Below are 21,763 nucleotides of genomic sequence, written 5' to 3' on the forward strand. Positions count from 1 at the left end.
AGAGGCAGATATGTCCGGAGCCAATGTCATCAGCCACCCGCTGGTCCAGCACAAACTGAGCATCATGCGCGACAAGGGAACCTCCACACAGGGGTTCCGGCGTCTGCTGCGCGAGATTTCGACCCTGCTGTGCTACGAGGTTACGAGAGACCTGCCGCTCGTCCGCCAGACCATCGAGACGCCGCTTGCCGAAATGCAGGCGCCGACACTGGCCGGCAAGAAGCTGGTGTTTGCCTCCGTGTTGCGGGCCGGTAACGGGCTCTTGGAAGGCATGCTGGATCTGGTGCCGTCCGCGCGCGTGGCCCATGTCGGCCTTTACCGCGATCCCGAAACGCTGCAGCCGGTGGAATACTATTTCAAGGCGCCGGAAGACCTGAACGAGCGCCTGGTCATCGTGGTCGATCCGATGCTGGCAACCGCCAATTCCGCGATTGCCGCGGTGCAGAAGCTGAAGGAGCGCGGCGCCAACAACATCCGATTCCTGTGCCTGCTGGCCGCGCCCGAAGGCGTCGCCAAGTTCAACGAGATGCACCCGGACGTGCCGATCTTCACGGCCTCCATCGACGAGAAGCTCAATGAGAAAGGCTATATCGTCCCGGGCCTCGGCGATGCCGGCGACCGCATGTACGGCACCAAGTAACAAAACAGAGCTGAAGCCCGCCATCCGGCGGGCTTTTTGTTTGAGCCTGTTATTCGCCCTGCATTGTCATTCACGGTTGCTCAGGAAGAGGGTCTGGCAGGGTATCGCCAGAAATCCCGTGGCGACTTGCAGATGTTTTCAGTCTAACCTCTCGACAAAAGGGGAGGCAGCATGATCACGGTATTCGGCTCCATCAATCTGGACCTGGTTGTCGCTGTGCCCCGCCTGCCGACGGCCGGTGAAACGGTGAGCGGCCGCGACCACCAGACCTTTCCGGGCGGCAAGGGCGCCAACCAGGCGCTGGCGGCGCAGCGCGCAGGGGCGCAGGTTCGCATGGTGGGCGCTGTCGGACAGGACAGTTTTGCCGAACTGGCGCTGGAAAACCTGCGCGCCTCCGGTGTTGATCTGTCCGGTATCCGGACGCTTGCCGGATCGACCGGTCTGGCCTTTATCGGCATCGACCCATCAGGCGAGAACCAGATTATCGTCGCCAGCGGCACGAACGCCCGTGTCGATGCGGGCTGGCTCGAGGGTGGGTTCTCTTCCAGGGACATTTTGCTGATCCAGGGAGAGGTGCCGTTCGCGCAGGCCGCCAGGGCCAGTTTGCTGGCCAGGGAGGCTGGTGCCTCGGTGTTCTGGAACCCGGCGCCCGTACCGGAAGGGGATCTGCGCGCCTGTTTCGATATGGCCAGGACCGTTGTGGTCAACACGAGCGAAGCGGTCGCGATCGCGGATCGCCTGGGTATTCCGGGAGATCCAGAATCCTTTGCGGAACGGCTGGCGACGTCCGAGCGCTCGATCATCGTCACGCTCGGGGCTGACGGCGTTCTGGCACGCACCGAAAAGACGCGCTACCGCTACACGTCGCCGCAAGTCGCGGCCGTGGACACGACCGGCGCCGGCGATGCGTTTTGCGGCGCTGTTGCCTCGGCACTGGATCGGGATGTTCCTTTCGACCGTGCCCTCAAGGAGGGCATTGCCGCAGGTGCACTCGCCTGCACCGTGACAGGTGCGCAATCCAGCGCGCCTCACCAGACGGACATAGCGCGCCTGGCCGATCAGATTGTCTGACGGTGCAGCATCCCGGTTTTACAGCCTGCTAAGGAAACCGTGATAGGGAGAGGCAACCCTGAACTGCTAGGTTTGGCATGATACGGTTTGCCGTCATCTTACTGGTTTTTCTCGCCCTCGCGCCCCTGGTCCCGATCCTCGTTGAAAAGAGGCTGGGATCGCAGGACACGCCCAGGGTGGACAGCGGCTTGAAAGTCGATGACACGGCGGACACTGGCGAGCGGATCTACCGCATCTCGAGAAACGGAGCCGGACACTTTGTGGCCGAGGCGCGTCTTAACGGCACCTTTGTCGATATGCTGGTCGATACGGGAGCGACCGTGACCGTACTTCCGGAATCCGTTGCAGAGGACATCGGCATCTTCCTGAGCGAATCCGATTTCACCATCCCGATCCGAACGGCAAACGGCACGGCCCGGGGCGCTCGCACAGTCATCGACGGCCTGCGCCTCGGCGACATTCGCCTGGACGACATTGACGCCCTTGTCCTGAAAGATGTCAGTCTGGGGCAGCCCCTGCTGGGCATGTCTGTCCTTAACCGACTGGAACGGTTTGACATGTCGGGCGGCACGCTAGTACTGGTGCAGTGATCTGCCCTGCCGCTCGTGCGGCATGATACGTCCGTTTCTATTCTTCGGCATTGTGAGGCATTGATGTTTCCGAAACCCCTTCCGAGTTTGACGCCCAACACGCTTGAGTATGAATCTCTTCCCATGGTGAAGCCGACCGGCTTTCGCGAATACGATGCCCGCTGGCTGTTCGAAAAAGAAATCAACCTGATGGGCATGCAGGCGCTCGGCATGGGGATCGGCACGCTCATCCACGAGCGGGGTGTCCGGCCGGACATTGTCGTCGGTCATGATTTCCGCGGCTATTCCTCGACCATCAAGATGGCGGTCGTGAATGGTCTGATGGCAGCCGGCATCAATGTTCATGACATTGGCCTGGCCCTGTCGCCAATGGCCTATTTCGCGCAATTTGCGCTGGACGTGCCCGCCGTTGCGATGATCACGGCGTCTCACAACGACAATGGCTGGACGGGCGTGAAGATGGGCATCGACCGGCCGTTGACGTTCGGTCCGGACGAGATGGGGCGCTTGAAGGAAATCGTATTGGAAGCCGCATTCGACCTGAAGGGTGGCGGCAGCTATCGTTTCGTGGACGGCTTTCCGGACGTCTATTTCAAGGACCTGACGGAACGGGCCAAGCTGAAGCGTCCGATCAAGGTGGTTGCGGCCTGTGGCAACGGCACGGCCGGTGCGTTCGCCCCGAAGATCCTGGAGGCGATTGGCGCAGAGGTCATTCCGCTCGACGCGGATCTTGACCACACCTTTCCGCGATACAATCCCAATCCGGAAGACATGAAGATGTTGCACGCGCTCCGGGACAAGGTCCTGGAAGTCGGTGCGGAGGTCGGTCTCGGCTTCGACGGCGACGGCGACCGGTGTGGCGTGGTCGACAATGAAGGCGAGGAGATCTTCGCCGACAAGGTCGGTGTCATGCTGGCCAGGGACATTTCAGCGTTGCACCCGAACAGCCAGTTCGTCGTCGACGTCAAGTCGACCGGGCTGTTCAACACCGATCCGGTGCTGCAGGCCAACGGCGCCAAGGCGGATTATTTCAAGACCGGTCATTCCTATATCAAGCGCCGGGTGACCGAACTGAATGCAGTCGTCGGCTTTGAAAAATCCGGCCACTATTTCTTCAACAAGCCGATTGGCCGTGGTTATGACGATGGCCTCGTCTCCGCTATCGCGATCCTGGACATGCTGGACCGCAACCCGAACAAGACCATGGCGGATCTTCGCCGGGACCTGCCCAAGACCTGGGGCTCGCCGACCATGTCGCCGAAATGCGCCGACGAGATCAAGTATGACGTCGTCGACCGGGTCGTGGCGCGGTTCCAGGACATGAAGGCGAAGGGCGAGACGGTTGCCGGACAGGCGATCACCGATCTGATTACCGTCAACGGTGTCCGCGTTGTCAGCGAGGATGGCACATGGGGACTGGTTCGCGCCTCATCCAACAAGCCGGAGCTGGTCGTTGTGGTGGAAAGCCCGGTCTCCGAAGAGCGTCTGCATGCCATGTTCAAGGCTGTTGACGGTGTCCTGCGCGAGAACCCGGAAGTTGGTGAATACAACCAGACCATTTGACCGATGGACGGACGGTCGCAATTGTCAGCGGCCGTCCTTCTTGGTCAGCTTATTCTGACGACCTGCTGCCGGAGTGAATGATGATCAGGGAATTTGGTGTCTTGCCCGACGGCGAGGTCGTTCACGAGATTTCACTCAGAAAAGGCACACTTCAAGCCTCGGTCCTGACCTTGGGGGCAATCATCCGTGATCTCAAGGTCGACGGACAAACCGTTGTCCTTGGCTTTGAAGACCTGCAAAGCTACCTGGATCATTCACCCTATTTCGGAGCCGTTGCCGGTCGCTGTGCCAATCGCATTGCCGGCGCCCGGATGACGATTGACGGTCAGGAGCATCAGCTCGATGTCAATGAAAGGGGGCGCCACCAGTTGCATGGCGGCGCGCGTGGCTTTTCACGGCGTGTCTGGCAACTGGAGCAGAGCGACAAGGCCAGCGTGCTGCTCAAACTTGTCTCTGAAGACGGCGACATGGGCTATCCTGGACGTGTCGAGGTGCTGTTGCGCTATACGCTGACCGGCACCGGTGCCCTGCGCATGAAGATCACGGCGACCGCCGACAGGACCACGCCCGTCAACCTGACCCAGCACAGCTATTTCAATCTGGATGGCAGCGCCACGATCCTTGATCACACCCTTGAAATTGCTGCAGACAGCTACCTGCCTGTCGATGAGGACCTGATCCCGACCGGTGAAGTGCGCAAGGTGGCCTGGACGCCTTACGACTTTCAGGATGGACGCAAGCTGCGGCGGCGGGCCGGCGAGGAGACCGTTGTCTTCGATCACAATTTCTGCCTCTCCGACGCGCCGCGAGAGAGCGTCGAATTTGCCGCGGCGCTGGAGGATGCGGCGGGAGACCGGCGCATGGAAGTCTGGACGACGGAGCCTGGCCTGCAGCTTTTTGATGCCGGTGGGATCGACGTACAGGCGCCGGGACTGGAGGGAAAACGCTACGGTCCGCATGCCGGTCTCTGCCTGGAGGCACAGCGCTGGCCGGACAGTGTCAACCGGGACGGGTTCACCAGTGTTTTGTTACGGCCCTCAGAGACTTATAGTCACGTTACGGAATTCCGTTTTTCCTGATTTGGGTTACATTACCTGCATCGGCTATGGTCATGGCAAGGGAACCGGGGGCAGCTTGTGAAGACGGTTTTTTCAGACACCCAGCTTGCGCATGCGCCGGCTCAAGAGATTTCCGACGGCGAGTTGAAACCGGCCGTTGAGATTCCAAGTCGCGCAGAAATAGTGCTCAAAACCGTCCGTGACAGGAATGTCGGTGACATCCTTGCACCGGAAGAGTTTCCAATCCGGCCACTGCAGCGGGTTCATTCACCCGACTATGTTTCCTTTCTGGAAGGGTTCTGGGAACAATGGACGGCCGCGGGCCGCACCAAGGAAGCATTTCCGTTTGTCTGGCCCATCCGCAGCCTCAGGCAGGATGTGTCCGTTACACATATCGATGGTCTGCTGGGCCGGTACTCCATGGATGCCGGCACGCCCGTCGGCGAACACACTTACAAGGCTGCCCGTGCGTCGGTCGACACTGCGCTGACGGCGGCCAAGATGATCCTGGACGGCGAACAGTCGGCGTTCGCCCTCTGTCGGCCGCCCGGCCATCATGCCGGGTTCGATTTCTTCGGTGGCTACTGCTTTTTCAACAACGCCGCCGTGGCGGCGCAGTATCTGCGGGATTACGGCCTTCACCGGATCGCGATCCTGGATGTCGATTACCATCACGGCAACGGCACGCAGGCCCTCTTCTATGACAGGCCCGATATACTGTTCCTGTCGATCCATGCCGATCCAAAAGAGGAATATCCCTATTTTCTGGGCTTTGCGGACGAGACCGGCGAACATGCCGGGACCGGCTTCACGCGCAACTGGCCCTTGCCGCTCGGCACCGACTGGGACGGATACACCCCGGCATTGGAAGAAGCCTGCCGCTGGCTGCTTGTATACAAACCGGAAGCGCTGATCGTATCGCTTGGCATGGACTGCTATGAGCACGACCCGATCTCCGGCTTCAAATTCACCAGCGAAGATTTTCTGCGTCTCGGCCAACGGCTCAAGAAGGTCGGTGTCCCGACCATCTTCGTCATGGAAGGCGGTTACGCGGTCGATGCGCTTGGCACCAACTGTGTCAATGTCCTTGAGGGATTTGAAGGATAGCCTCGTCAGGCAGGCAGCAATCCAAGATCAAGCAGATCACCTTTGAGGCCCTCGGCCCCGGTGAAATGATGACCCCTCATGCCCAGCTGGCGCGCAGTGGCAATATTCTTGTCGCTGTCATCGATGAAGAGGCAGGCCTTCGGATCAAGACCATTGCGATCAAACAGGCGCCGGTAGATTGCCGGATCGGGTTTGATCAACCGTTCTTCAGCGGAAATGACAATGTCCAGGAAGCTTGACTTCAAAAACGGGAACCGGGACTGACACTCGGCGAATTTCTCGTTTGAAAAATTGGTGATGGCGTAAAGCGGCGTGCCCGAGGCCTTCAGGGTTTCAAGCAGGGAAGGTGTGCCCGGGACTTCTCCTGGAACCATCTCATGCCAATGGGTGGAATAGGCCGCAATCAGATCGGCCTTGTCCGGGTGTTGCTGCGACAGGGCGTCGACAGCCTCCTCCCAGGACCGGCCGAGATCCTGTGCCAGGTTCCAGTCCATCGAACAGACCGATTCCAGAAAGTGTGCACGCTCTTTTTCATCGGGAATGAGCCTGGAATAGAGGTGTTCGGGATTCCATTCGATCAGGACATTTCCTATATCGAAGACGACGGTCGTGATAGGGTCGCTCATGCGGGCCGGTCCGAAGCAAGTGAGAATGGTGTATGTCTGGGCGGGGCGATATTTTGTACGTTTCATCAGAACCTTATGTCCGGAATGTGATGTCTGCCAAGATCCTGGTTCTCGCGGGCCTGTCATTGTTGCTGGCCTGTCTGGCCACTTTGACGCAGGCGCAGGAGGAAACCGGTATGCCGGACCGGTTGCGCCTTGGCGTGATCGTCGCGGCGGATGAAACGGCACGCGAGCGTGTCGAGCCTTTCCGCCTGGCGCTGGAGGATGTCGCGGACATGCCGGTCGACCTGTTCCTCATGGACACGATGGCCGATGCCATCGAGGCGCTTGCCGCCGGCCGCATCGACTATGCCAGGCTGTCACCGTCCGGATATGCCGCCGTGCACCAGCTCTGCGCCTGTATCGAGCCTCTGGTGACGGCCGCCCCCGACGATTTTCCGGCACGGTTTTATGCCATCCTTGTCGCCAAACGAAACGGCGACAAAAACACACTGGCTGATCTGAAGGGCACCCGATTGGCCGTTGGTGGCGCCCATGCGGTGACCGGATACCGGGTTCCTCTCACCAACCTGGCCGCCGACGGTATCAATGCGCGGGTTCATTTCAGTGCGCTGGTGGAGGTTCAGGACCCCGTTGAAGGTTTGCGTGCGATCCTGGATGGCCGCGTGCAGGCGAGCCTTGCCTGGTCGACCCTGGCAGGCGAAGCCAAGAACGGCTACACCGCCGGCACGCTCAATGATTTCTATGTCTCCGGCGGCCGCGGTTTCAACGACCTCGAGATTGTCTGGCGATCACCGCCGATCCCCTATTCCGCCCACAGCCTGCGCAAGGACCTGCCGGATGAATTGAAACGGCGCATCAGGGCCGGTCTGATGGATCTCCGCCGCGAGGCGCCGGATGCCTATCTGGCGATTGAACCGGATCTGCCGGGCGGTTTCGAGCCGGTGGTGCACGGCGATTTCCGGCCTGTCCTGCGCACCTTTGAAGAGGAATATGCGACCCTCTTGAACCCGCAAGGACGCTAGGTCGCGACCGTCTTTTCGTTGAGCAGCTTCTCCGTATGCCGGCGGATCATTTCCTCTTCGTTGGTGGGGATGACCAGCACCTTGATGCTGGAGCCGGATGCGGAAATGTCCTCATCGCAGGCGTCGTTTCTGGCCTTGTCTATGGCAAGGCCGAGCCACTCCTGGCCAGCGCAGACTTTTTCCCGGATCAGTGCCGCGTTTTCGCCGATACCGCCGGTAAAGACGATCGTGTCCAGACCTCCCAGAACAGCGGCCATCGCGCCAAGTTCCCGGCGGATGCGGAACACGAAATAGTCGATGGCTTCGGCGGCTTTCGGATCGTCGCTCTCAGTGAGCGTGCGCATGTCCTGGCTGATACCGGACAGCCCTTTCAGACCGGAGTCCTTGTAAAGAAGATCCGACACTTCCTCCGGCGACATGCCCTTTGTGGTCAGCAGATACAGCACGACGCCCGGATCCAGCTGGCCGCAGCGGGTGCCCATGGGCAGCCCGTCCAGCGCGGTAAAGCCCATGGTGGAGCCGATGCTCTGGCCATCGCGGATTGCGCACATGGAGGCACCGTTGCCCAGATGGGCGACGATCGCCCGGCCGGCGAAAGCGTCAGGGCGCGTCGACCGCAGGTAACTGCAGATAAATTCGTAAGACAGGCCATGAAAGCCGTAACGCCGCACGCCTTCCTCGTAATACGCTCGGGGCAGGGCGAAGGTATCGTTGACCCAGGGGTGCTTGCGGTGAAACGCCGTATCGAAACAGGCCGTCTGCAAGGCGTCCGGAAAGGCCTCTGTGGCCGCTTCGATACCGGCAAGATTATGAGGCTGGTGCAACGGGGCAAGCGGTTCCAGAGCGCGAAGGTCGCTCAGTACCTCGGGTGTGATCCGCAGTGGGTCTGAGTGAACAACACCGCCATGAACAACCCGGTGTCCGACCGCGTCGACGCTACGTCCGTCAAGCTCGTCTTCCAGCAGAGGCAACAGGGTGCCCATGGCCGACGAATGGTTTCTGCCTTCCTCGGCACGGAGCGGACGGTCGATCCTGGTTTCGGTCACTTCGGATGCAAGTTTGATATGCGGCGTTGCCCCGAGACCCGAAATCTGCCCGGACAGCATTTCCTGCTGTGCGGTGTAAAGCGTGAATTTGATGGAGGAAGATCCGGAATTCAGAACCAGGATGACCTGTTCCATGATCAGTCTTCCTCGCGGTCCAGAATCCCGGCCGGCACGCCATTTGCCTGCCAATGCGTGTAAAGCAGCGCGAGTGCGCAGGACGCAAGGCGTGCCCGGCCGTCATCGGCTCGGCTTGTCAGCATGACGGGTACCTTTGCTCCGATGACAAGGCCGGCGGCCTCCGCATGGGCAATGAAGGTCAGCTCCTTGGCCAGCATGTTGCCGGATTCCAGATTGGGTACGATCAGCACTTCGGCATGTCCGGCCACCAGCGACGTGATGCCCTTTGTGCGGGCGGCCTGGACATCGATGGCATTGTCCATGGCCAGGGGGCCATCGACCACGGCACCGGTGATCTGACCGCGTTCCGCCATCTTCGACAACACCGCCGCATCCAGGCTGGAGGGAATGGCGGGATTGACGGTCTCGATCGCCGACAAAACGCCGACGCGCGGCATCTCGAGGCCGAGCGCGCGGGCGGCGTCGATCGCATTCTGGGTGATGTCGACCTTGGTGTTGAGATCAGGTGAAATATTGATGGCAGCATCGGAAATCAGAACCGGCGTCTTGCGGCCGGGAATGTCCATGACGAACACATGACTGATGCGCCGCTTGGTACGCAGGCCACCGTCGCGTTTCACGACGTGATGCAGCAGGTGGTCCGTGTGCAGATGCCCTTTCATGACCGCCTTGACGCGGCCCTCATGCACCATGGCGACAGCGCGCCCCGCAGCTTCCATTTCATCTTCGATGTCGATCAGTTCGTAGCCGCTGATATCCTCGCCAAGTTCCTTGGCGGCGGCATCTATCCTGTCTTTCGCGCCGATCAGGATAGGGTTGATCAGTCCCTCGCGGGCCGCCATGAGCGCGCCTTCGAGCGAATTCGGGTCATCGGGTGCCGCGACGGCGGTTGGCAGGGCCGGCAGGGTTTTTGCCAGCTCGATCATCCGGTTGAAGTGCCGGTGCCGCTGTACCAGCAGGGCCGGGATCTCACTGGAATCGAATTCGATGGTTTCCGTCGGGGCGGTGACCTCGGCGACACCCTCGACAAGACGGACGCCGTCACCCCGGGTCACGCTCAATTCGAACAGAACGGTGTTGTCGTCCTTCTTCTCGGTGGCAACGACCTTGACCGTGAGTTTGTCGCCGACGGCTGCACGGCCGAGAAACCGGAAGGACTGGGCCTTGTAAACCGTTCCGGGTCCGGGAAGAATGTTGCCGAGCACGGCCGAGGCAAGGCCACCTACCCACATGGCAGGCGCAGTCGGCTTGTCGACGACACCGTCGCCGGTCCAGTCCGTGTCCGGGAGATGAATGGGGTTGCGATTGCCCGACGCATGCGCAAAGACCAGCAGATCGTTGGAGGAGCACTCGCGCACGATTTCTGCGCTGTCGCCTATCTTGATCTGGTCATATGTCCTGTTGGTCGCCATTTTCCCGTAATCCCGTCCTGAAATGCATTTTGCAGCGCAGCAATTTTCGGGAGAGTACCCTCAGAATGCGACGGTAGAAATACGGGAGAACATGTAGGGCCGAAACGAGCTGAGAAAAGGCTCTCGTCACGGCGTCAGAATGGGCGGATTTCTAACAATTCGAGCACTGGACGGTGCCGGTCAACCGCGGGCGCAGATAGTAGGTGTGAGACAGCTCCAATGCGTCCTTCCGCGTGAAGTAGTCGGTGAAGATGCCGGCAAAGGGCGGAGAATAGTTCAAGGTCGTGACCCCGACGACGATGGACGAATTGGGAGAGACAATGGTGTCCGGCAAGGTAATTGGCGGTTCCGACCCCTCGGCCCAAGGATTGCTGCTGCCGGAATCGAAGCTCCAATCAACTTCAGCGTCACCATCTTCGTTAAAGGTAACACTTGCGATGATGATTTCGAGTTCGTCGGCAGGATAGGGCGCAAGAACCTGCTCGCCAAGATCCATCACAGCCAGGAGCTCGGCTTCAGTGACGGTTTCCGCCTGTGCCACCAGGTCGGTCACCGCATTTGAGATGCGGGCCACCTTGCGATCCTGGTTCATCGCCCCGGTAACTTCTGCCATTCCGATGAGAAGAAGGAACATGACCGGCAGGATGAGCGCAAACTCCGTAGCCGCGACCGCACGCGTGTCTTTCCACAGCTTGCGTTTCGCGACACAAGAGCAAATGACGCGGCAGTGACCTTTGAGATCGAAATCAGTTGAAGGGTTCATTGCGAAACACCATGGTTGATGTCAGGTGGCGCTCATAGCCGTTGTCTGTGCTGTCGAATTTCAGGATGGCCGTCGCCATGGGCCATTTGTAGATGACGTTCACTACAACGATCGAAGTGGAGTCGCCGATCTCGTAAGCCGTGTCTTCCCTCAGATTGCCCTCGTCGTCGTAGAGATCGTCGAGAGATGATGCGTCGGAGAAATCGTCGATTGAGTTGATCTCGACGACGATCCGGTCCTCGTCGCACATGAAACCGGGCATGGAATCGCACACGGCGGTCTTGAAGCCTGCGGCCGACAGGCCCCCGCTATGGGCCTGTCCCGTGCGGATCAAACGGGACGCCTCCACAACGGCATTGTCGACAAGGCGGTTGGCGAAATGAGCAAGGCCAATTTCGATGATGCCGAACGCCAGCGTGAAAAACGGCAAGGCAACCAGGGCGAACTCAACGGCGGTTACGCCGTCGCGGTCTTTGGCCAGATCCTTTCCTTTTCGTCCTGTTCCAGACAGGAAAAGCCGAATTTTGCGGTACATGCGATACGAGCTCCGAATTCGACCTCAGGACTAGTTTTTCCCGCCCGCTGCTTCAATGGCCAACGAATTGCGGTTGGTGGCCTGATTGGCAGCCGCCTCGAACGCGCCATCGGAGTCGCCAAGGCGAAGGGTTGGTTCGCAAACCGGATTACATGACATGGTCGCACGGGCGGTTTTGCGGTAGACCTGAACCACATCCTCTTCAGAAGCCCTTACAGTTATGACTTCGTCGACGATGGGGGTGTTGTTCGCGTCGAGAATGACGAGATTGGTGGTTCCATAACTTTTGCCGGTAATCACCACGGTGTTCTGATCGAACATGGCAACGTCCGCGATGAAGGGATTGCCGACAATAACCGCGGAAGCGCCGTCATCAATGCGGAAAATCTTCGCACGATCCACCGTGACCATGACGGGACCATCCTGCGCTGCCACCGCTCCAGCCTGAAGCGCTAACACAAGCACGCCTGTCCATTTCAGTATGTTCGTAAACATGCTTATGGGTACTCCATATGAATTCGTTCCTGCGACAGCATGCAGCAAACGTGGTGAACGATCTGCTAACGACGCGGCTCAAGAAGTGTAAACCGACGCTGTGCGACGCTTGCCGATGAGCGCAACCTGGATTCTGTATTCAATCGAGCAGGAAGGCGGCTCATGCGACTTGAGCGAAATTCTAACACACTCATTCGAGTAGAAATATTTCCTGTTGATGCAATTATTAATAAAAGCTGAATGAAAAATCTCCGGACTCACATCGAATTTGAGTATGCAGAGATCGAAAAAAGGAGTAATACTTGAATGTCGGCTTTTATTTCAAAGTTTTTAAATTGCTTTAACTCAATTTTATCTATACCTGTTGTTAACTATAGTCATATTTGTCAGCGTTTTTTCAAAGATGGATGGTAAATTTAACTGGTTGGAAAGCTCTCTGTCCTAGGGTGAGTTCATGTTCGAACGGACAAAAAAAGATCCGTCGGACTTTGAAGCTGTCAACTCAGTGGTACTTGGAGCAAACACATGAAAAACCTTATCAACCGTTTCGTAAAAGACGAATCCGGCGCAACTGCAATTGAATACGGCCTGATTGCCGGCCTGCTGTCCATCGTCATCATCGGCGCTCTGCAGCTCACCGGTACGTCTCTGGAAGGCGTCTTCACCGCTATTCAGGACTCGCTCGACTCTGCATCGATCGGCGGCGAATAAGTCTACGTTTGGCGCGCAAGCGCAAGACGACGCGAAACGGGCAGATTTCTGCCCGTTTTTGCGTTTCACGGCCCCATGGCTGCGAAACGTTAACTGTCTCCCGATACGATTGCGGTCATCGACCAACAGCCGAGTGAAAGACCAATGAGCGAAGCTGCGATCCTGGTGATCTTCCCGATGCTTGTTGCCTTTGGTGGCGCATCGGATCTCCTGACCATGACCATCCAGAACAGGGTTGCCCTGCTGCTGGTGGCCGGTTTTGCCGTGGTTGCGCTTGTCACCGGGCTTCCCCTGACCGGCTGGGGCCTGCATCTGCTCGGACTGTTGCCGGTCTTCCTGGTTTGCTTCGGCTTCTTCGCGGCAGGCTGGATGGGCGGTGGTGATGTGAAGTTCATCAGTGCCATCGCTCTGTGGATCGGCTTCACCCCCCAATTGGCGGAATTCACTTTGCTGGTCGCACTCTATGGTGCGATGTTGACGATCGGCCTTCTTCTCATGCGCCGTGTGGTCCTGGTGCCCAATGCCCTGGCCAGGCAGGACTGGTTTGCGCGTCTGCATGACGCCAAGAGCGGCATTCCCTACGGCATTGCGATTGCGGTCGCCGGTCTGCAGGTCTATCCGTCGACCATCTGGTTCGCGTATGTCGGCTAGTTAGAGAAGCGGTCCCACCGACCTTCCGGTCGTGGTCACCAAGTGATACCCGCCGTGTGATACCCGCCGTCTGGCGGGTTTTTTGTGACCGCCGGGTCCTCTTCTACCGATCTGCGAGCCGATCCGGACACAGTCGGCGCTGAATGCTCTTGTTGACGGGTGGGAACTGGTGTCGACTTGACGGGTGTGCCATCAAACGGGTTTCGTCCGCAGAGTTAGAAGGCGAAGATCGATCAGTTTTTCGCAAATTGAAAAAAAATTAAGAAAGTTTTCAGTAAAGTTAACGGATATTAACTGAAAACATCTACATCTGATTAACCATGTTTTGACCAATTACCCCTCATTCTAAGAAATGAACAGTGCGAGTCTGCACAGGAATATTGGGTTTAGGTCATGAAAATCGCTCGAATTTTCGTTCTGGCAATCGCCGTTGCCGCTGGCATCATCGCCTTTAGAATGGTGATGCTGTCGGGAGGCAAGCCTGAACAGGTTGTCGTTACCGAGGCACCGGAACAGAAAAAAGCACTGGTTCTGGTCGCCAAGAAAGACATTCAGCTTGGCGGAAAACTCGCAGCCGAAGACATGACCTGGGCGGATTGGCCTGAAGATGCCATTCCTCTTGGCGTGGTCAGCAAGGCTGTCAACCCGGGAGCTGAGGAAGACTATCTGGGCCGAATCGCCAAGGCTCCGATTTTCGCCGGTGAGCCGATCCGTCCCGAACGTCTGATCAACACCGACAAGGGTTTCATGGCTGCCATCTTGCCCAAAGGCAAACGGGCGATCGCGGTGAGCGTGGATGCGGAAACGACCGCAGGCGGTTTCATCCTGCCGGGAGACAAGGTCGATCTTATTCTCACGCGCAAATCCGACACCGGAGCGATCAGCGAAACCATTCTTGAAAATGTGCGGGTTCTGGCGATCGACACGACAACCGCCGGCGAGCAGGACAAGAAAAGTCTGAACCCGAAGAAAACCGCGACACTGGAGCTGACACTGTCACAGTCGGAGGTCGTGGCCCAGGCGCAGAAAGTCGGCACGATCGATCTGGCCCTGCGTAGCGCGCAGGATTCCGCCGACGATGCTGTCGCGGAAGACACCCGTCGGCGCGGCGTCAGTTACGTGAAATTTGGCGTGACCAGCCAGGCAGGTTCGCAATGACCCAGATTTACAAGAGAACGTCCAGCGTGAGGGGCGCGATGAAACACTTTCTGAAACAGATTGCAGCCACGGCTATGCTCGCTGGAACGCTCCTTGCAGGATCGGTGCCTGCGGCGGTAGCCGAAGGCAATTTTCCCAGCCAGGTTCATGTTGCTGCCGGTGAACGAGCCATCGGACGCATTCTGAATGTGGGGGTTGGCCGCTCGGTGGTGATCAATCTCGCGGAAGACGCCGCCGATGTGCTGGTGTCGAACCCCGAAATCGCGGATGCGGTCCTCAGGACCCCTCGTCGGATCTTTGTCATCGGCAACACCGCCGGCCAGTCGCGCCTGGTGCTATTCAGCCGCAGTGGCCGGGAACTGGCCAGCTTTGACGTCCGGGTCGAGAAGGACACTTCCGATCTGACCCGTATCATTCGCAAACTCATCCCCGGCACGCGAATCCATGCCGAATCGGTCAATGGAAGTGTGATTCTGAGCGGGAGCGCGAAAAGCACGCTTGAAGCACAGCAGGCCGCGGACATTGCCGCCAAGTTCGAAGGCGCAAAAAGCGGCTCGGAAGTCGTCAATCTGATTGCCGTCGAAGGCAAGGATCAGGTGCATCTGAAAGTGACGGTTGCCGAAGTCGAGCGGTCGATTATCAAGCAGCTCGGGGTTCAGTTCTCCGGCACCGTCGGAACAGGCAACTTCACGCCTTTCTTCCAGAATCTGCCGAATTTCACCGTGAACCCGAACATCGTCAACCAGGCGGTCGGGGGCATGCAATTCGCCAGAGGGGCAACCTCCATCACCGCACAGATCGACGCGCTGCAGCGCGACGGCGTTATCCGGACGCTCGCGGAACCGACGCTGACAGCCATTTCGGGCGAAAATGCGAGCTTTCTCGCCGGCGGCGAATTCCCGATCCCGATCTCCCAGGACAACAACGAAGTCACCGTTGAGTTCAAGAAATTCGGTGTTGGCCTGGACTTTACGCCAGTGGTTCTTTCTGGCGGGCGGATCAGCCTGCGCGTCAAGACGGAAGTCAGTGAGCTCAGCAACGAGGGGGCGGTTACCTTCTCCAACATCACGATTTCCGCTCTCAAGGTACGGCGCGCTGAATCGACCATGGAATTGCCTTCCGGCGGTACGCTCGTGATGGCCGGGCTGCTGAAAGAACGTTACCAGCAGGCTGTGGATGGTGTTCCCGGCCTGATGCAAGTGCCGATTCTCGGCAGCTTGTTCAAAAGCCGGGACTTCCTCCGGCAGCAATCCGAACTGGTGGTTTTTGTGACGCCCTACGTGGTGCAGCCGGTCGCGGCGAGCAAGCTTCAGCGCCCGGACAAGAACTTCGTCATTCCAACGGATGCCGAGACAGTCTTCCTGAACCGGTTGAACAAGATCTTTAGCCCCAGCGGGACCGCCGAAGGCACGTATCACGGCCAGGTCGGATTCATTTACAAGTGAGGACGGACGGATGAAGACGAAAAAAATGATCCGGATCGCGATCGCTCCCAGAACCGCACTTGTCCTCACCGGATGCCTTGCTGTGATGGGGTGCCAAAGTCAGACCCAGCAGCCCGCAGCACTGCTTGCTTCCAATGACTATCAGCTAAGGCATCCGATCGTGGTGACCGAAGCGCCGGAGACACTGGATCTGCCGCTTGGTCGGAATACGCGACGGCTCAGCGGACCGATCGTCGGAACCATCAGCTCCTTTGGTGTCGACAGCCGGCAGCATGGAAATGGGGCAGTCGAGATCCTGGTGCCGTCGGGTGGAGCCAACGAAGCTGCGGTGCACGCGGTGACGCCACAGATCCGCAAGGCCCTGCAGCAGGGCGGTGTTTCCAGGTCACGGATCAGCACGCGCACCTACGCGGTTCAGGATGCATCGGCAGATGCACCTATAAGGCTGTCCTATCCGAAGATGAAGGCAACCGCCGGCGAGTGCGGTGCCTGGCCACAGAACATCGGTGGGCATTTCAACCGGAATGAGGACTACGAAAACTACGGCTGCGCCACTCAGGCGAACCTGGCTGCCATGGTCGTCAATCCGTCCGACCTGCTGACACCGCGGGCGTCGACGCCTGCCGACCAGGGACGCCGTGCCGTGGTTCTGGAGAACTACCGGAAGGGCGACGTGACAGCCTCCGACTACAATGAAGGTGTCGGAGCCGAGATCGCAGAAGACTAGGTGATAATATGAGTGCCAATCCAGACTTGAAAAATATGTCCGGTTACATGGACCCCATATCCGAGCTGTCCCATCAGTCTTATGGCGGCAGCGACGAAGGCATGCATATTGGAGCCGTTCCGCGCATCACCATACATGCTTTCTGCCAGACGGACGGCACCATGCGCACGGCGGAAGCTGCCATGGAAGACCGGCGTATGGCCAAGGCGCACCTGAAGCTCGACATGGGCGGCATACCGTCCGCGATCGAGACCTTCGAACAGGCGCCAACCCCGAACCTGATCGTGGTGGAGACCTCCGGAAATCGCGAGGATCTTGTCTCCAGCCTCGATCATCTCGCCGAATACTGCGATGCCGGCACAAAGGTGATCGTTATTGGCGACGTGAACGACGTGACCCTCTACCGCGACCTGATATCGCGCGGGGTCAGCGAATACCTGGTCACACCCGTCAGCGTGTTCCAGCTGATCGGCGCGATCGGTGAGCTCTATGCTGATCCGGACGCCGAGCCGCTCGGTCGCACGATCGCATTCTTCGGGGTCAAGGGCGGTTGCGGTGCGTCGACAGTCGCCCATAACGGCGCCTGGTCCCTTGCGCGGAGTTTCCAGGCCGAAGTTGTCGTCGCCGATATGGACCTTGCTTTTGGCACGGCAGGACTGGACTACAACCAGGACCCCCTGCAGGGTGTTTTTGAGGCCATTTCTGCGCCTGAACGCCTGGACGAGACCTATCTCGACCGGATCCTGTCCAAATGCAACGAACACCTCAGTCTCCTGGCGGCCCCGGCGACCCTGGAGCGGACCTATGACCAGGGTGAGAAGTCGTTTGAGCAGCTGATCGAAACGATGCGCGCCAGTGTTCCGCAAGTGGTCCTTGACGTGCCGCATGCCTGGAACGCCTGGGTCAAGCAGACGCTCCTGAGCGTGGACGAGATCGTGATGGTTGCCGAGCCGGACCTGGCCAATTTGCGCAACGCGAAGAACACGGTCGATATGCTCAAGCAGTTGCGCCCGAACGATCGGCCGCCTCACCTGGTGATGAACAAGGTGAACGTGCCGAAGCGGCCGGAAATCAAACCCGACGAGTTTGCCAGCGCCCTTGGCCTGACCGTTCAGGCAGCCATTCCCTTTGAGCCGCAGCTGTTTGGGACGGCTGCCAACAACGGTCAGATGATCGGTGAGGTCGACAACAAGCACGCCATTGCGCGCATGTTCGAAGATCTGGCGCAGTCCGTGTCCGGAAAAGCCCAGCCGACCAGGTCGGCGCGGCCCGGTCTTGGCGGATTGTTCTCGAAATTTAAGCGGAAGACCGGCTGACCGGTCCTACAGCGGAGCAGATAAGTCGTTATGTTTGGAAGACGTGGCAGTTCATCGTCTGGTCCCCAGACCATCCGGCCGGGAGGCGTTCCCGGGCTGAAGGACATGCCTGCGCCGTCGGCGCCGGCCCCGGCGCCCGAGCCGCCTGCTCCACAACCGATCCAGACCGAGCCCGCGCAACCCGCGACATCACCGCCTCCGGCACCTGAGCCGGCACCCGGCGCCTCGTCGCCGCGCAAGAAGGGCAGTGATTATTACGAGACCAAGGCTCAGATCTTCAATGCGCTGGTCGAGGCAATCGACCTGTCGCAGCTTGCACGTCTTGATGCCGAAGATGCCAGGGACGAAATCCGCGATGTCGTGAATGACATCATCGCCCTGAAAAACGTTGTCATGTCGATTTCCGAGCAGGAAGACCTGCTGGAAGACATCTGCAACGACGTGCTGGGCTATGGTCCGCTGGAGCCGCTGCTGGCGCGGGATGACATCGCGGACATCATGGTGAACGGTGCCCACACGGTCTATATCGAGACCTCGGGCAAGGTTGAGCAGACCGGCGTTACCTTCCGGGACAATGCGCAGCTGATGAATATCTGTCAGCGCATCGTGAGTCAGGTTGGCCGGCGGGTCGACGATTCAAGCCCGATCTGTGACGCCCGCCTTCCGGATGGGTCTCGTGTCAACGTGATCGCGCCGCCATTGGCGATCGATGGGCCGGCCCTCACCATTCGTAAGTTCAAACGCGACAAGCTGACCCTCGATCAGCTGACGAAATTCAACTCCATTACGCCGGACGGTGCGACGATCCTGCAGATCATCGGCCGCTCTCGCTGTAACGTCCTGATTTCCGGCGGTACCGGTTCCGGCAAGACGACGCTCCTGAACTGTCTGACGGCCTATATCGAAAACACCGAACGCATCATCACCTGCGAAGACAGTGCCGAACTCCAGCTGCAGCAGCCTCACGTGGTGCGGCTTGAAACCCGGCCACCCAACCTGGAAGGCGAGGGTGAAATCACCATGCGCGACCTGGTCAAGAACTGTCTGCGTATGCGCCCGGAACGCATTATCGTGGGCGAGGTGCGCGGACCCGAAGCGTTCGATCTGCTGCAGGCCATGAACACCGGTCACGATGGCTCCATGGGCACGCTGCACGCCAACTCGCCGCGCGAGGCCCTGTCCCGCCTTGAATCGATGATCACGATGGGCGGCTTCTCGCTGCCATCGCGCACGCTGCGCGAGATGATCGTCTCCTCCATCGATGTCGTGGTGCAGGCCGCCCGTCTGCGCGACGGGTCTCGCCGCATCACGCATATTACGGAAGTGATGGGCATGGAAGGCGACATCATCACCACACAGGACATTTTCCTCTACGACATCGTCGGCGAGGACCCGAATGGCAACATCATCGGTCGTCACCGGTCCACCGGCATCGGACGTCCGAAATTCTGGGAACGTGCACGGTATTTCGGCGAGGAATCGCGCCTGGCGCAGGCGCTCGATGCCGCCGAAGTGCCCGATTAAGGAACGGATTGAGTCTCATGTCCGGATTGGAAGAGTTTCTGACACCCGAAATAACCGGTATTGCCGTGGCCCTTCTGGTCATGCTGGCCGTTGGCGGCGTCATTTTCAGCATCTTTGCGCCGACCCTGTCGGGAACCAAGCGCCGGGATCAGCGCATGGAGGCGGTTGCCGCGCGCCCGCAATCTGAGAAACAGCGCAAGGCGCTTCGGGATGTCGACAGACGCAAGAAGTCGATCCAGGACCAGCTGAAGGACTTCGAGGAGCGTCAGCGGGCCAAGCATGACAAGCAGCAGAAAATTTCGCTCAAGACCAAGATGGAACAGGCCGGCCTGGAATGGGAGATGAAGCACTTCATCATCTTCAGTGTCATTTGCGGCCTGATCTTTCTGGTGATCGGCTTCATCCTCGGCAGCGGAAACTTGCTGATTGCCCTTGCCCTGGCCTTTGCCGGCAGCGTGGGTTTTCCGCGCTGGTATGTCGCCAGCAAACGCAAGCGCCGCTTCAACGCCTTTCTTGACGAGCTGCCGAACGGCGTTGACATCATCGTGCGTGGTGTGAAAGCCGGTCTGCCGCTGGGCGACTGTATCAAGGTTGTTGCCCGTGAAGCGCGCGAGCCGGTCGCAACGGAGTTCCGCAAGATCACCGAGACCCAGGTGATGGGCATCTCCCTGGCCGAAGCCGTTGCGCGCCTGCCTGATCGCGTACCGGTGCCAGAGGCCAATTTCTTTGCAATTGTGGTGTCCATTCAGCAAAAGGCCGGTGGTGGTCTCGCGGAGGCGCTCGGTAACCTGTCGAAGGTTCTGCGCGGGCGCAAGGCCATGAAGCGGAAGATCAAGGCGCTCAGCGCGGAGGCAAAATCCTCCGCCGGGATCATCGGTGCCATGCCCTTTGCAGTTGGCGGTATCATGTTCCTGATTGCGCCGGATTACATCATGACGCTGTTTGTCACGACCACCGGCAACATCATCATTGCAGGCTGTCTGCTGTGGATGTTCGTGGGTGTCATGGTGATGCGCCAGATGATCAACTTCGATTTCTAGGGAGGCTCACGTCATGGATCTCGAGACCATCGTATCGAGCCAGTTCCTGGCGGCCGTTCTGGCCATGGTGGCGGTCACAGGCACCATTTTCTCGCTGGTGTTGCCGCTCTTGTCCCGCGATACGTTGAAATCGCGGATGAAGACCGTGGCTCTTGAGCGGGACAAGCTGCGGGCCAAGGAGCGGGCGCGCCTTCAGGCTGGCCAGGCCGATGCACGTGCCTCGGTGCGCAACCAGCCCAAGGCGAAGATGAAAAGCTTCGTCGACAGGCTCAACCTGAAGGAAATGCTCTCGGATGAAACGACTGTCGAGCGCCTGCGCATGGCCGGCTATCGAGGGTCGGCTCCGCTTTACTATTTCCTCACGGCCAGAATTGCCCTGCCGGGTGTCATCTTCGTTTTTGCGATCGCCTATGCGTTCCTGATCCTGCCGGCGACGATCCCGGCGCTGTCAAAGGTCTGCTTCTGTCTTGCCATTGCGGGTGTTGGCGCGTTTCTGCCGAATATCTATCTGAAGAACAAGATCGACAAGCGCAAGATAACGATCCAGCGGGCCTGGCCGGACGCCCTCGACCTGATGCTGATCTGTGTGGAATCGGGCATGTCGATCGAGGGCGCGTTCCAGCGCGTTGCCGAGGAAATCGGGGTTCAGTCCGTCGAACTGGCCGAAGAACTGTCGTTGACGACGGCGGAGCTCTCCTATCTGAGCGAAAGACGCGTGGCCTATGAGAACCTGGCCAAGCGGACGGGCGTGGACGGCGTGAAGAACGTGATGATGGCGCTCATCCAGGCCGAGCGCTACGGTACCCCCGTCGGGACCGCCATCCGCACCATGGCCGACGATACGCGCGAGATGCGCATGCAGCTTGCCGAACAGAAGGCGGCTTCCCTGCCGCCAAAGCTGACCGTGCCGATGATCCTGTTTTTCCTGCCGGTTCTGTTCTTCATCATCATGAGCCCGGCCGTCATGCAGGTCTTTGAACAATTTGGCAGTTAGCGCCTGTTCTTCGCCAGACAAATGCAAGAACGCCGGGTGCCATGCCCGGCGTTTTTTGCATGAACCGGGGAAAGTGCAGCGCCATGTCTGTTGCATCCTATGACCGGGCGCAAAAGCCAACATTGCCC

The 21,763-nt window shown here is 59.1% G+C and carries 22 protein-coding genes; 16 read left to right on the top strand and 6 right to left on the bottom strand.

The features are described from left to right. Positions 1-10 precede the first annotated feature (10 nt). From upp to CHH27_RS24180, 6 genes are all read left to right on the top strand, one after another. Positions 11-640 (top strand): uracil phosphoribosyltransferase, encoded by a 630-nt coding sequence (upp, locus tag CHH27_RS24155; RefSeq protein WP_094073868.1) that lies wholly within the window; start codon positions 11-13, stop codon positions 638-640. 171 nt (positions 641-811) lie between these two features. After that, positions 812-1,711 (top strand): ribokinase, encoded by a 900-nt coding sequence (locus CHH27_RS24160; protein WP_094073869.1) that lies wholly within the window; start codon positions 812-814, stop codon positions 1,709-1,711. A gap of 77 nt (positions 1,712-1,788) precedes the next feature. Continuing rightward, positions 1,789-2,301 (top strand): TIGR02281 family clan AA aspartic protease, encoded by a 513-nt coding sequence (locus CHH27_RS24165; protein ID WP_094073870.1) that lies wholly within the window; start codon positions 1,789-1,791, stop codon positions 2,299-2,301. 63 nt (positions 2,302-2,364) lie between these two features. Then, positions 2,365-3,864, top strand: a complete 1,500-nt coding sequence (locus tag CHH27_RS24170) for a phosphomannomutase/phosphoglucomutase (protein ID WP_094073871.1) — start codon at positions 2,365-2,367, stop codon at positions 3,862-3,864. A gap of 80 nt (positions 3,865-3,944) precedes the next feature. Next, the gene (locus tag CHH27_RS24175; RefSeq protein ID WP_094074975.1) at positions 3,945-4,943 is read left to right on the top strand and encodes an aldose epimerase family protein; all 999 of its coding nucleotides are present in this window, start codon (positions 3,945-3,947) and stop codon (positions 4,941-4,943) included. Positions 4,944-5,000: 57 nt separating this feature from the next. Further along, on the top strand, positions 5,001-6,029 hold the full coding sequence (locus tag CHH27_RS24180) for a histone deacetylase family protein (protein ID WP_094073872.1): 1,029 nt from the start codon (positions 5,001-5,003) through the stop codon (positions 6,027-6,029). A 5-nt stretch (positions 6,030-6,034) separates the two neighbouring features. Here the strand turns inward: CHH27_RS24180 and CHH27_RS24185 are convergent, their stop codons facing one another. Next, entirely contained in the window at positions 6,035-6,655 is a 621-nt protein-coding gene (locus CHH27_RS24185; protein WP_094073873.1) for an HAD family phosphatase, read from the bottom strand. Positions 6,656-6,744: 89 nt separating this feature from the next. Here CHH27_RS24185 and phnD point away from each other — a divergent pair, with 89 nt between their 5' ends. Next, positions 6,745-7,680: a phosphate/phosphite/phosphonate ABC transporter substrate-binding protein gene (gene phnD / locus CHH27_RS24190; RefSeq protein WP_208988357.1), complete on the top strand. Its 936-nt coding sequence runs from the start codon at positions 6,745-6,747 to the stop codon at positions 7,678-7,680. Here the strand turns inward: phnD and CHH27_RS24195 are convergent. From CHH27_RS24195 to CHH27_RS24215, 5 genes are all read right to left on the bottom strand, one after another. After that, complete coding sequence (locus CHH27_RS24195; RefSeq protein ID WP_094073875.1) at positions 7,677-8,861, bottom strand: acetate/propionate family kinase; 1,185 nt, start codon at positions 8,859-8,861, stop codon at positions 7,677-7,679. The genes phnD and CHH27_RS24195 overlap by 4 nt on opposite strands. Before the next feature lie 2 nt (positions 8,862-8,863). Then, complete coding sequence (locus CHH27_RS24200) at positions 8,864-10,276, bottom strand: bifunctional enoyl-CoA hydratase/phosphate acetyltransferase (RefSeq protein WP_094073876.1); 1,413 nt, start codon at positions 10,274-10,276, stop codon at positions 8,864-8,866. Between the two features lie 151 nt (positions 10,277-10,427). Beyond that, positions 10,428-11,039, bottom strand: coding sequence for a TadE/TadG family type IV pilus assembly protein (locus tag CHH27_RS24205; protein WP_094073877.1), 612 nt, complete (start codon positions 11,037-11,039; stop codon positions 10,428-10,430). After that, positions 11,023-11,574: a TadE/TadG family type IV pilus assembly protein gene (locus CHH27_RS24210; RefSeq protein ID WP_094073878.1), complete on the bottom strand. Its 552-nt coding sequence runs from the start codon at positions 11,572-11,574 to the stop codon at positions 11,023-11,025. The genes CHH27_RS24205 and CHH27_RS24210 overlap by 17 nt, the downstream gene beginning before the upstream one ends. 30 nt (positions 11,575-11,604) lie before the next feature. After that, positions 11,605-12,069 carry a pilus assembly protein N-terminal domain-containing protein gene (locus CHH27_RS24215; protein ID WP_094073879.1) on the bottom strand — a complete coding sequence of 155 codons (465 nt, stop codon included), beginning with the start codon at positions 12,067-12,069 and terminating at the stop codon, positions 11,605-11,607. A 525-nt stretch (positions 12,070-12,594) separates the two neighbouring features. On the opposite strand from CHH27_RS24215, the gene CHH27_RS24220 reads away from it, so the two are divergent. The 9 genes from CHH27_RS24220 to CHH27_RS24260 all read left to right on the top strand — a co-directional run bounded on the left by CHH27_RS24220 (position 12,595) and on the right by CHH27_RS24260 (position 21,635). Beyond that, positions 12,595-12,780 (top strand): Flp family type IVb pilin, encoded by a 186-nt coding sequence (locus CHH27_RS24220; protein WP_094073880.1) that lies wholly within the window; start codon positions 12,595-12,597, stop codon positions 12,778-12,780. A 144-nt stretch (positions 12,781-12,924) separates the two neighbouring features. Beyond that, positions 12,925-13,431, top strand: a complete 507-nt coding sequence (locus CHH27_RS24225; protein WP_094073881.1) for a prepilin peptidase — start codon at positions 12,925-12,927, stop codon at positions 13,429-13,431. A 393-nt stretch (positions 13,432-13,824) separates the two neighbouring features. Next, complete coding sequence (gene cpaB / locus CHH27_RS24230; protein WP_094073882.1) at positions 13,825-14,589, top strand: Flp pilus assembly protein CpaB; 765 nt, start codon at positions 13,825-13,827, stop codon at positions 14,587-14,589. Next, complete coding sequence (locus CHH27_RS24235) at positions 14,586-16,034, top strand: type II and III secretion system protein family protein (RefSeq protein ID WP_198338288.1); 1,449 nt, start codon at positions 14,586-14,588, stop codon at positions 16,032-16,034. Before cpaB ends, CHH27_RS24235 begins: the two co-directional genes overlap by 4 nt. A 10-nt stretch (positions 16,035-16,044) precedes the next feature. Continuing rightward, entirely contained in the window at positions 16,045-16,761 is a 717-nt protein-coding gene (locus CHH27_RS24240) for a CpaD family pilus assembly protein (RefSeq protein WP_094073883.1), read from the top strand. A gap of 8 nt (positions 16,762-16,769) precedes the next feature. Beyond that, positions 16,770-18,077: a CpaE family protein gene (locus CHH27_RS24245; RefSeq protein ID WP_094073884.1), complete on the top strand. Its 1,308-nt coding sequence runs from the start codon at positions 16,770-16,772 to the stop codon at positions 18,075-18,077. Positions 18,078-18,107: 30 nt separating this feature from the next. Then, positions 18,108-19,601, top strand: coding sequence for a CpaF family protein (locus CHH27_RS24250; RefSeq protein ID WP_094073885.1), 1,494 nt, complete (start codon positions 18,108-18,110; stop codon positions 19,599-19,601). Positions 19,602-19,618: 17 nt separating this feature from the next. Further along, a complete protein-coding gene (locus tag CHH27_RS24255; RefSeq protein WP_094073886.1) occupies positions 19,619-20,641 on the top strand; it encodes a type II secretion system F family protein in 1,023 nt (340 codons plus the stop codon). A gap of 13 nt (positions 20,642-20,654) precedes the next feature. Beyond that, positions 20,655-21,635: a type II secretion system F family protein gene (locus CHH27_RS24260; RefSeq protein WP_094073887.1), complete on the top strand. Its 981-nt coding sequence runs from the start codon at positions 20,655-20,657 to the stop codon at positions 21,633-21,635. The last annotated feature ends 128 nt before the right edge of the window (positions 21,636-21,763 follow it).

The organism is Labrenzia sp. VG12 (assembly GCF_002237595.1).
GTDB lineage: Bacteria > Pseudomonadota > Alphaproteobacteria > Rhizobiales > Stappiaceae > Roseibium.